Source organism: Paraburkholderia sp. EG286B, from assembly GCF_040965655.1.
Classification (GTDB): domain Bacteria; phylum Pseudomonadota; class Gammaproteobacteria; order Burkholderiales; family Burkholderiaceae; genus Paraburkholderia.
The window spans coordinates 1-381 of the sequence record NZ_JBFRCF010000191.1; the positions used below are offsets into that span (position 1 = coordinate 1).

General features: G+C 68.0%; 1 pseudogene. It reads left to right on the top strand.

Annotated features, from left to right (window positions below):
- Window positions 1-381: pseudogene (locus tag AB4Y42_RS44365) on the top strand (NAD(P)(+) transhydrogenase (Re/Si-specific) subunit alpha); the annotation flags it as partial.

The window sequence follows — 381 nt, forward strand, 5'->3', positions numbered from 1 at the left end:
AGTCGGCGCTGGTGCACGAGCGCGCGAAGCAGGCGGACATCATCATCTCGACCGCACTGATTCCGGGCCGCGACGCGCCGACGCTGCTGCCTTCGGAAACCGTGCAGGCGATGAAGCCGGGCTCGGTGGTCATCGACCTCGCGGCAGGACGCGGTCCCGTTGCGGACGAGGCCAGCGGCCGACGCGGCGGCAACTGCCCGCTCACCGAGGCCGACAGGGTGGTGACGCACCACGGCGTGCAGATCTGCGGCTACACGAACCTCGCCTCGATGGTCGCCGCCGACGCCTCCGCGCTCTACGCGCGCAACCTGCTCGACTTCCTGAAGCTGATTATCACGAAGGAAGGCACGCTCAACATCGATCTCGCGGACGACATCGTCG